The following is a 10,045-nucleotide window of genomic DNA, read 5'->3' as shown; positions in this document are numbered from 1 at the left end:
GCCGGCGGGCTGGACTGGGTGCGGGTGGTGGTGCGCGGCCGCAACGGCCATTCCTCGCGCCGCTTCGCCTCGATCTACCCTTCCGAGGCCGGGGCCCTGGTCCCGGTGCGCAGCGTCAACGCGCTGGAGCTCGGCGCCCGGCTGCTGGCCGCCGTCCAGGCCCTGGAAGCGCAATGGGGCCGTGACAAGACGTTCCCGCATCTGCCGGCAGGGATGAACACCATCAGCCCGGGCGTCATGGTCGCCGGCGTCGGCCTGGGCCCGGACGGGTTGCCCAATGTGCTGAACAACCCTGGCATCGTCCCCGACACCTGCGTCATCGACTTCGACCTGAAGTTCCTGCCGCAGGAAGACCCGGCCGAGGTCCGGAGAAGCTTCGAGGCCGCCATCGCCCGCTTCGCCGCGACCGACCCCTGGCTGGCCGAGCATCCGCCCGAGGTGCTCTGGGATCTGCACGGGCTGCATTTCCCGCCCGTCAACACGCCGGAGGACCATCCGCTGATCGCTTCCCTGGTCGCGGCGCGGCAGGGGGCGGGCAGGGACGTGCGGCTGGAGGGGATGCTGGGCGTCACCGACGCGGCGCATTACGCGGCGCAGGGCATTCCCGGCGTGGTCTATGGCCCGGCCGGCTACAGCGCGCATGGCCCGGACGAATTTGTCGAAACCGCCAGCGTCACCGAGGCCGCGCAGGACATCGCCGTCGCCATCCTGCGCCACTGCGGCCAGGCCGCGTGAACGGAGCGGCGCCGGGTCTTTCGGCCCGGTGCGGCCAGGCCGCATGAACAGAAAGGGCGCCGGGTCTTTCGACCCGGCGCCCCGCATTGTCGTCGGCGGGCGTCAGTCGCCCTGCCGCCTGCTGTCGTTCAGCGCGCCGGCCCCATGGAGAGGCCAGCGACCCAGCGATCGGCAACGGACGCCGACGTCGAGCAATGAGACACTGGATCACCTCCTTTCAGTATGTTTCGGACATCCCCGATCTGGGGTGCCCGAAACCGTCTCACAAGGGGGTATGGCTCGCAGCGAAGCGTCGCTTGCCGCCCTGGACATGCGCCTCCGCCGCCGCCCGCGCCGCGACCGGATCGCCGGCATGGATGGCGGCCAGGATGGCGGCATGCTCGGCATTGCTCTCGCGCATCTTCTCGGGCTGCACCAGGGCGCGGCGGCGGAACAGGTTCAGCTCCTTGCCCAGGTCGTCATAGATCCGCTGCGCCCGCGGCCCGGCGCCCAGCTCCAGCAGGGCCGCGTGGAAATCGAGGTTCAGCGCGTAATAGCCGGGGGCGTCGTCGGCCTCGGCGGCCCGCTCCATCCGGGTGACCAGGCCAGACAGCCGCGGCACGGTCGCCGGCGGGGGCGCGGCCGCCAGCCGCTCGCAGGCCTGGCCCGTCAGCAAGGCGCGCAGATCGTAGAGCTCCAGCGCTTCCTCGGCGCTGATGCTGCGGACATAGCTGCCCTGGTTCACCACCGTGACCACCAGCCCCTGCCGCTCCAGCCCGCGCACCGCCTCCCGCACCGGGCCGCGGCTGATGCCGAGGCGCGCCGCCAGCGCCTGCTCGTTCAGCCGGCTGCCGGCGGGGATGGCGCCGCTGACGATGAGCCGCTCGATCTCCTGCGCCGCCACCGAGGTCAGCGACCTCGTGCGCAGCAGCAGCAGTTCGGCGGGCAGGTCCGGTGGCTGGTCGGGGGACATGGCGCGCAGCATGAAACACGGGATTGTCGATCGTCAACAGTTTGCACTGCTGCCGAAACATGCTAGCGGTTCTTCCGAGCAGGAGGACCGCACCCAATGAATGACAGCCCCTTCGCCACCCCGGCCGCCGAGGCCGATGCCGCGCCCCGCGCCTCCAGCGCGCTGGCCGGCATCACCGTCCTCGACCTCACCCGGGTCCGCTCCGGCCCAACCTGCGTCCGCCAGCTGGCCGACTGGGGCGCCGAGGTCATCAAGATCGAGATGCCCGAGGGCCTCGACGCCGGCGACCCGATGGGCGGCCCGCGCGAGGGGCCGGACTTCCAGAACCTGCACCGCAACAAGCGGGGCATGACGCTGAACCTGAAGGACCCGGAGGGCCTCAAGCTCTTCCTCCGCCTGGTCGAGAAGGCCGATGTGGTGGTGGAGAACTTCCGCCCCGACGTGAAGGACCGCCTCGGCATCAACTATGCCGCGCTGGAGAAGGTGAATCCCGGCATCATCCTGGCCTCGATCTCCGGCTTCGGCCAGGACGGGCCCTATGCCAAGCGCCCGGGCTTCGACCAGATCGCGCAAGGGATGGGCGGGCTGATGTCGATCACCGGCCTGCCCGGCCAGGGCCCCGTGCGCGTCGGCATCCCCATCGCCGATCTCTGCGCCGGCATCTTCTGCTCCCAGGGCATCATGATCGCGCTGCTGGAGCGGCAGAAGAGCGGCCGCGGCCAGTGGGTGCATACCAGCCTGCTCGAGGCGCAGCTGTTCATGCTGGACTTCCAGGCGGCGCGCTGGCTGATGGCCGGCGACGTGCCGAAGCAGGCCGGCAACAACCACCCGACCAGCATCCCGACCGGCGTCTTCCCGACCAGTGACGGCCATATCAACATCGCGGCCTCCGGCCAGCGCATCTGGGAGCGCAGCGCCGAGACGCTCGGCCGCAAGGACTGGCTGACCAACCCCGACTATGCCTCCGGTGCCGCCCGCAGCAAGAACCGCGACGCGCTCAACGCCGAGATCGCGGCGGTCACCGCGACCCGCACCAGCGCCGAATGGGTGGAAGCGCTGAACCAGGCCGGCGTCCCCTGCGGCCCGATCAATTCGATCGACCAGGCCTTCGAGGACGTGCAGTCCAAGCATCTCGGCATCGCCCGCAGCCTCGAACGCGACGGCAAGCCAGTCCAGTATGTCGGCCAGCCGGTGCAGCTGTCCCGCACGCCGAGCGCGGTCGTCAGCCACCCGCCGGCCATCGGCGAGCACACCGACGCCATCCTCAAGGGGGTGGGGTTCAGCGAGGCGGAGATCGCGGAGCTGAAGTCGAAGAACGTCGTTTGAGAAAGGCGGGCGCCGGGGGAATGAATTCCCCCGGACCCCCTTCTTTTCTTTCTGGTCTTTTGGTCTTCTTCGGACCGGAACGCCAGGAAGGAACGAAACCATGACACTCCACGGGGTCCAGGCGCTGGTCTTCGACGTCTTCGGAACCGTCGTCGACTGGCGCAGCGGCATCGCCCGCGACGCCGAGCCATTCCTCGCCAGGCACGCGCCGGGGGCAAGCGCTACCGACTTCGCCGATGCCTGGAGGCGGCGCTACTCGCCCGCCATGGAAGAGGTGCGCAGCGGAAGGCGGCCGTTCACGCGACTGGACGTGCTGCACCGGGAGAACCTGGAAGACATCCTGCCTGACTTCGGCATCGACATCGCGGCGGTGGCTTCCGACGAGGTGGAGGCGCTGAACCTCGCCTGGCACCGGCTGGATCCCTGGCCGGATTCGGTGGCGGGGCTGCAGCGGCTGAAGGCGGGCTACATCATCGCGCCGCTGTCCAACGGCAATATCCGGCTGATGCTGGACATGGCCAAGCGCGCCGGCCTGCCCTGGGACGCGATCCTGGGCGCCGAGGTCGCCCAGGCCTACAAGCCGTCCCCCCAAGCCTATCTGCGCACCGCCGAGGTGCTGGGCCTGCGCCCCGAGCAGGTCTGCCTGGTGGCCGCGCACAATGGCGATCTGGCCGCCGCGCGCCGCTGCGGGTTGCGCACCGCTTTCGTCGCGCGGCCCACCGAGCATGGCCCCGCCCAGAGGACCGATCTGGTGCCCGAACAGGACTGGGAGGTGGTCGCCGGCGATTTCGCCGACCTGGCGTCCCGCCTCGGTCTTTGAGGGCTTTCTCTTTCTGACAGAAATACAAGGGGGTCCGGGGGGATACTTCCCCCCGGCGCTTGCCTGTCTATGGAATGAGCCTGTGCACCGCTGCGATATGGTCGTGCATGGCGCTGGTGGCTTGCTCGGTGTCGTTGCTGACGATGGCACCGACGATCGCGTCGTGCTCGGCGAAGGACGGATGATCCGCCGGTGGCCCGTCCGGCCGGGTCCGCGCCCGGTCCCAGGTCAGCACCCGGCGGATGGCGGCGAGCTCGTCGAACAGGTGCAGCAGCGGCGCGTTGCCGGCGGCGGCGGCGATCTCGCGGTGCAGGCGGGCGTCCTGGCCTTCATAGGCGCGCCAGGAGAGCCCGGGGCGGCGGGAGGCCTCGATGGCGTCCTGCATGGCAGCCAACTGCGCAGGCGTGGCATGGCGGGCGGCAAGGCCGGCCAGCTGCGGCTCCAGCACCAGGCGGGCGCGCAGCACTTCCGGGGCGGTGGTGGCGCGGGCCAGCTCGGCGACGCCGGTGATGGCCGCGAGCGGCCGGGCGCCGAGGAAGGTGCCCTTGCCGACATGGCGCCAGAGCTGGCCTTCGGCCTCCAGTGCGGCCAGCGCCTTGCGGAGCTCCGCGCGGGAGACGCCGAGGGCCTCGGCCAGCCCGCGCTCGGGCGGCAGCCGGCCGGAGGCGGGCAGGGGCGTGGTCGCCAGATAGGCCTGCAGCAGGGTCAGCACCGGCATGCCGCCGCGGTCGGTGTCCATGGCGGAATGCCATAGGGGCTGTCGGTGGCTGTCGCCAAGGGGTCGCTTGACGCATCGGCGGGCCGGGCGTAACCAATCTGGGCAATTGGTTGAACGAGGCCGACGCCCATGTCCTACGTCATCGAACCCGCCCCCCAGACCACCGTGCCGGTCGCCGGCGAGGACGGGGTCTTCCCCGTCTGCCGCATCTGGTGCGTCGGCCGCAACTATGCCGACCATGCGCGCGAGATGGGGCATGACCCGGACCGCGAGCCGCCCTTCTTCTTCTCCAAGCCCGCCAATGCGGCGGTGCCGGGCGGGACGCTGCCTTTCCCGGGCCAGACCGAGGACCTGCACCACGAGGTCGAGCTGGTGGTGGCCATCGGCAAGGGCGGCAAGGACATCGACCAGGCGAAGGCGCTGGACCATGTCTATGGCTATGCCATCGGCCTCGACATGACGCGGCGCGACCTGCAGGGGGGCTTCAAGAAGGCCGGCCGTCCCTGGGAACTGGCCAAGGGCTTCGACGAATCCTGCCCGATCAGCCCGATCGTGACGGCGGCCAAGATCGGCCATCCGACGCAGGGCAAGATCGAGGTCTCGGTCAACGGCAAGGTGCAGCAGACCGGCGACATGAACCAGATGATCTGGTCGGTGCCGGAGGCGATCGCCTTCCTGTCGCGCTATGTCGCGCTGCTGCCGGGCGACCTGATCATGACCGGCACCCCCGCCGGCGTCTCGGCGGTGAAGCCCGGCGACACCATGCACGGCACCTGCGAGGGCGTCGGCGAGGTGACCGTCACCTATAAGGGCTGAGCCTCCGGAAACTCGATCCGGAAACAGGCGCCGGCGCCCGTCTCCATCAGGCGGATGCCGGCGCCATGCGCCTGCAGCACCTGGCGCACGATGGCGAGGCCGAGCCCGGCGCCCGGCCCGTCGCGCATCCCGCGCTGGAACGGCTCAAAGATCTTGTCGCGCACCTCGGGCGGGATGCCGGGGCCGCGATCGGCGACCTCCAGGCTGCGGTCGGGATTGATGCGGACGGTCACCTGGCTGGCCGGCCCGCCATGGGTCAGCGCATTGCCGATCAGGTTGGAGAAGACGCTGCGCAGCGCCTGGTCGTCGGCCCGCACCTCGAGCCGCGGCAGGGCGCTGGCGAAGACCAGCTCATGCCCGCCATCGACGGCCAGCGGCGCCATCTCGGCCAGCACCTCGCGCGACAGGGCGACCAGGTCCAGCCGTTCCCAGGCCGGGTCGGCCTGCTGCAGCCGCTGCAGGTCGAGCAGCTGGTTGGCCAGCAGGGTCAGGCGGCGGACATCCTGCTGCAGCCGCTCGCGCAGCGCGTCGTCGGGCACGGCGTCGAGCCGCAGCGCCAGGATGGCGATCGGCGTGCGCAGCTCATGCGCCGCATTGGCCATGAAGCGGCGCTGCTGGGCATGGGCATGCTCGAGCCGGGCCAGCGCCGCGTTGGTGGCGCTGACCAGCGGCAGGATCTCGGCGGGCACGCCGTCCTCCGGCAGGACTAGGCCGCGCTGGGCCGGCTGCAGCGCCCGGGCGGCGTCCGCCGCGGCGCGCACCGGGCGCAGCAGGAAGCGCACCCCCAGCACGATGACCAGCGCATTGCCGGCGGCCAGCAGCAGCAGCCCGACCAGGCCGTGCCACAGCCGGTCGGCCAGCCAGAACGACAGGCCCTCCAGCAGGCCGCTCTGCGCATTGCCCAGCATGGCGCCGACCCGGCCCGCCGGGGTCACCAGCAGCATCGGCGAGGCCTGGCCGGACATGCGGCTGGGCACCACCACGCCGTCATCGTCGACCACGTCCTTGTTGCGGTCCTGCACCGCGCCGCCGCGCAGCAGCCGGTCGCCATCGGTGACGACGAACCAGAAGTCCGGCCGCGAGGCCAGGTAGTCGCGCAGCTCCGGCGTGGTCTGCAGCGCCAGATTGCCGGCGGCGTTGCGGCCGATGGCGGGCGCCAGGATCTGCCCGGCCTGCTCGGCCGCCAGCCAGGACAGCAGGTTCAGCGGCCGGTTGTTCTCGCGCAGCGGCTCGGTGACGATCAGCGCCAGCACCAGCGTCGCCTGCAGCAGCCCCAGGCCGATGATCAGCCGCCGCGACAGGCGGGGCGTGCCCCGGGGCATGCAGCGCTGCGTCACTCGGCGCGGGCCATGTAGCCCAGGCCGCGCAGGGCGTGGATGGCGATGCCGGCCTCGGCCTCGGCCAGCCGGCGGCGCAGGCGCGAGACGTGGGAGTCGAGCGTGTTCGAGGTCGGCGCGTCGTCGAAGCCGAAGATGAAGCTTTCCATCGCCTCGCGCAGCACGACACGGCCGGCGCGGCGCAGCAGCAGCTCCAGCAAAGCGAGCTCGCGGCGGGGCAGCGCCAGCACGCTGCCCTCGACATGCGCCTCGCGATGGACCGGATCGAATTGCAGCCGGCCGAGCGCCATCGGCTCGGCGCCCGGGTCCAGCCGGCGGCGGGTGACGACGCGCAGCCGCGCCAGCAGCTCCTCGACGGCGAAAGGCTTGACCAGATAGTCGTCGGCGCCGGCATCCAGCCCCTCGACGCGCTCGGCGGTCTGGCCGCGGGCGGTCAGCATGATCACCGGCGGCGCCTCGGGCAGCTGGCGCAGCGCCGGCAGCAGCGACAGCCCGTCGCCATCCGGCAGCCGGCGGTCGAGCAGGATGGCGCGCAGCCCGGTCGCCGCCAGCGGGCCGCTCAGCGCCTCGCGCGCCTCGGCCAGGCTGCCGACCCAGTCGGCCAGGATGCCGCGCCGGTCCAGCGCCGCGCGCAGGGCGCCGGCCAGCTCCACCTCGTCTTCCACCAGCAGGATGCGCAACCGTCTCTCCGTCTCGCCGCCGGCCGCAGGATGGCCGGGCCGCATTGCGCCAGCCTGACGCGCCCGGCGCCCCGGCAAAATAACCGCGAGCGGCGGCAGGCTGCCAGCCTGACGCAACCTGGCCGGGCTAGAGCGGTGCCAGCGCGGTCAGGGATGGCCGCCGCGACCCGTCCCTCCTCACGCGGGGCGGTCCGGGCGGCCGGCCCCTCCTGGCCGCCCGGGCCGCGCCCCTCCCAAGGACCGCCGCCCCATGCGTCTTGCTTTCAGTTTTCCGCTGCTGCTCGCCCTCGGGGCGTCGCCGGCCCTGGCCCAGGCGCCGCTCGCCCAGGGCGGCTGGGACCTGCGGCTGGGCATCGGTGGCGTGGTCGCGCCGGCCTATCCGGGCAGCAAGTCGCTGGAGGTCAACCCGGTGCCGCTGGTCGAGGCCGCCTACCGCCCCGGCCTGCCCCTGCTCGACACCATTTTTCTCAATACCCGCGATGGCTTGGGCATCGTCGCCTTCCGGTCCGGGCCTTTCTCGGCCGGAGGCGCCATCGGCTATGCGCCCGGCCGCGACGAGGATGATGCGGCGCGGCTGCGCGGCATGGGCGACATCGACGGCGCGGCCAAGGCCAGCCTGTTCCTGCGCGGCGATTTCGGGGCTTTCGGCGCCTCGCTCCAGGCCGAAAAGGCGCTGGGCGACCAGGAAGGCACCACGGTGACCCTGGGCGCCAGCTACCGCTACCGGCTGACGGAATCGCTGTCGCTGCTGGGCGCGGCCAGCCTGGTCTGGGCCGATGGCGACGACATGGAGCAGTGGTTCGGGGTGGATCGCGTCCAGGCCTCGCGCAGCCGGTTCCGCGAATACCGGCCGGAAAGCGGCTTCCGCAGCGCCCGGGTCAGCGCCACGGCCGCCTATGCGCTGACGCCGCGCTGGTGGATCTCTGCGACGGTGGGCGCGGTGCAGCTGCTGGGCGATGCCGCCGACAGCCCGATCACCGAGCGCGAGACCCAGCCTTTCGGCCTGCTCGGCGCCGGCTACCGGTTCTGAGCAACCATGGCGGGGGGACGAACCCCCCGCCGCGAGACGTCACGACAGGCCGGCCAGCACCTTGGCGGTGGCGCCCGAAATATCGCCGAGCTTCTCGCCCTTGGCGCAGCGGGCCTGGACGGCCAGGCCGCGCTCCTGGCGGGCGATGGCGGCGCGGGCCTCGGCCTCGGCCTCCTCGGGGGGCATGACCAGCACGCCGCTCTCGTCGCAGAGCACGGCGTCGCCCGGATTGATCACCACGCCGCCGATGGCGACGGGCACGTTCATGCGGCCGCCCAGGTCGTAGACGCGGGTGGTGATGGGGGCCAGGCCGCGGCACCAGAGCGGGAAGTCGGAGCCCTCGACCTCCTCGATGTCGGTGCAGGCGCCGTCGACGACGCCGGCCTTGGCGCCGGCGGCCTTGGCGGCGACCGTCACGCCGCCGCCCCAGCAGGCATGGCGGTCATCGCCCAGCCGGTCGACCACCAGCACGTCGCCCGGCCGCAGCAGGCCGAGGGCATGGTGCAGCAGGGTGGAATCGGCGCCTGGGATCTGCACGGTGACGGCGGTGCCGGCGACGCGGCGGCGCAGCAGCCCCTGGATGCCACGGTCGACGAAGCCCCAGTGCCGCCAATGGCCGACGGTCGCCGTCTCGGTCTGCTCCAGCAGGCCGACGACCTCGGTGCTGAGCGAAGCCGGCATGGCCTCGATGATGTATTTCGGCATCAGTCACGTCCTATGGCACGGGTGAACCCGATCAGCCGCTCGACCAGAACGACCATCAGGAGGGCGAAGGCGATCAGCGTCATGGCAAGCGCCGCGATCAGCGGATCGGCGGTGCGCTCGGCATAGCGGAACATTTCCACGGGCAGCGTCGACAGGCGCGGCCCGACCAGGAAGAGGCTGATCACGGTCTCGTCGAAGCTGACCAGGAAGGTCAGCACCGCGGCGGCAATGGCGCCGGGCGCGGCATTGGGCAGGGTGATGCGCAGCGCCGCCCGGAAGGGGGTGGCGCCCAGCGTCCAGGCCGCCGCCTCCAGCTCCTTCGGCACGGCGGCGAAGGCGGTGGTCATGATGCGCACGGCAAACGGGATGGCGACCAGGCAATGGCCCAGCACCAGCCCGGGCCAGGTCGCCGCCAGGCCCAGCGGCTGCAGAACCAGCAGCAGGCCGAGGCCCAGCACCAGGGTCGGCAGCAGCAGCGGCGCCGCCAGCATCGCCGCCAGCACGCCGCGGCCGGGGAAGTCGAGGCGGGCGATGGCATAGGCCGCCGGCGCCCCCAGCAGCAGCGAGACGGTGGCGACGATGGCGGCCAGGATGGCGCTGGTGCCCAGTGCCGTCATCAGCTGCGCGTTGGACAGCAGCGCGCCATACCACCTGAACGACAGGCCGGGCGGCGGAAACGTCAGGAAATCGCCCGCCGAGAAGCTGACGATCAGCACCAGCACGCCCGGCAGCAGCAGGATGGCGAAGCCCACCGCGGCGCAGAGGCGCAGCATCCAGCTCGGCTTCATGGCGTCTTCTCCGCCTGGTTGGCGGGGAAGAAGGCGGCCACCACGCCGCGCAGGATCATCAGCGCCAGCAGCCCGCCCAGCAGCAGCATGGCCAGCGCCGCGGCGCCCGGCCAGTCGACCGTCTCGAGGGCGAGGTCA

Annotated in this window: 11 protein-coding genes; 5 read left to right on the top strand and 6 right to left on the bottom strand. The window is 71.8% G+C overall.

Translation table 11 applies throughout. From position 1 onward, the window contains the following. Nucleotides 1–735 (top strand): M20/M25/M40 family metallo-hydrolase (locus tag BKE38_RS26565; RefSeq protein ID WP_131829741.1); only part of this gene is annotated, 735 nt, incomplete at its 5' end. A 262-nt stretch (nt 736–997) separates the two neighbouring features. On the opposite strand, the gene BKE38_RS26560 is transcribed toward BKE38_RS26565, so the two are convergent. Next, nucleotides 998–1,687 (bottom strand): GntR family transcriptional regulator, encoded by a 690-nt coding sequence (locus tag BKE38_RS26560; protein WP_083747895.1) that lies wholly within the window; start codon nt 1,685–1,687, stop codon nt 998–1,000. A gap of 96 nt (nt 1,688–1,783) precedes the next feature. Between BKE38_RS26560 and BKE38_RS26555 the strand changes: the two genes are divergently transcribed. Together BKE38_RS26555 and BKE38_RS26550 are read left to right on the top strand one after the other, a co-directional pair. Continuing rightward, nucleotides 1,784–3,013 carry a CaiB/BaiF CoA transferase family protein gene (locus BKE38_RS26555; RefSeq protein ID WP_076960210.1) on the top strand — a complete coding sequence of 410 codons (1,230 nt, stop codon included), beginning with the start codon at nt 1,784–1,786 and terminating at the stop codon, nt 3,011–3,013. Between the two features lie 100 nt (nt 3,014–3,113). Then, nucleotides 3,114–3,833 carry a haloacid dehalogenase type II gene (locus BKE38_RS26550; protein WP_076960209.1) on the top strand — a complete coding sequence of 240 codons (720 nt, stop codon included), beginning with the start codon at nt 3,114–3,116 and terminating at the stop codon, nt 3,831–3,833. A gap of 67 nt (nt 3,834–3,900) precedes the next feature. Here the strand turns inward: BKE38_RS26550 and BKE38_RS26545 are convergent, their stop codons facing one another. Further along, nucleotides 3,901–4,572, bottom strand: coding sequence for a FadR/GntR family transcriptional regulator (locus BKE38_RS26545; protein ID WP_076960208.1), 672 nt, complete (start codon nt 4,570–4,572; stop codon nt 3,901–3,903). A 108-nt stretch (nt 4,573–4,680) separates the two neighbouring features. On the opposite strand from BKE38_RS26545, the gene BKE38_RS26540 reads away from it, so the two are divergent. Then, a complete protein-coding gene (locus BKE38_RS26540) occupies nt 4,681–5,367 on the top strand; it encodes a fumarylacetoacetate hydrolase family protein (protein WP_076960207.1) in 687 nt (228 codons plus the stop codon). Here the strand turns inward: BKE38_RS26540 and BKE38_RS26535 are convergent. Next, nucleotides 5,355–6,689: a sensor histidine kinase gene (locus BKE38_RS26535; RefSeq protein WP_076960206.1), complete on the bottom strand. Its 1,335-nt coding sequence runs from the start codon at nt 6,687–6,689 to the stop codon at nt 5,355–5,357. The genes BKE38_RS26540 and BKE38_RS26535 overlap by 13 nt on opposite strands. A gap of 11 nt (nt 6,690–6,700) precedes the next feature. Further along, nucleotides 6,701–7,384, bottom strand: coding sequence for a response regulator transcription factor (locus BKE38_RS26530; protein WP_076960205.1), 684 nt, complete (start codon nt 7,382–7,384; stop codon nt 6,701–6,703). Nucleotides 7,385–7,634: 250 nt separating this feature from the next. On the opposite strand from BKE38_RS26530, the gene BKE38_RS26525 reads away from it, so the two are divergent. After that, entirely contained in the window at nt 7,635–8,414 is a 780-nt protein-coding gene (locus BKE38_RS26525) for a MipA/OmpV family protein (protein ID WP_076960204.1), read from the top strand. 39 nt (nt 8,415–8,453) lie between these two features. Here BKE38_RS26525 and BKE38_RS26520 read toward each other — a convergent pair whose 3' ends face one another. Further along, nucleotides 8,454–9,119: an RraA family protein gene (locus BKE38_RS26520; RefSeq protein ID WP_076960203.1), complete on the bottom strand. Its 666-nt coding sequence runs from the start codon at nt 9,117–9,119 to the stop codon at nt 8,454–8,456. Beyond that, a complete protein-coding gene (locus BKE38_RS26515) occupies nt 9,119–9,907 on the bottom strand; it encodes an ABC transporter permease (RefSeq protein WP_076960202.1) in 789 nt (262 codons plus the stop codon). The genes BKE38_RS26520 and BKE38_RS26515 overlap by 1 nt, the downstream gene beginning before the upstream one ends. Nucleotides 9,908–10,045: the final 138 nt, after the last annotated feature.

The sequence above is a fragment of the Teichococcus deserti genome (assembly GCF_001982615.1).
Lineage (GTDB): Bacteria > Pseudomonadota > Alphaproteobacteria > Acetobacterales > Acetobacteraceae > Pseudoroseomonas > Pseudoroseomonas deserti.
This window is presented reverse-complemented; position numbering and strand designations above follow the sequence as displayed.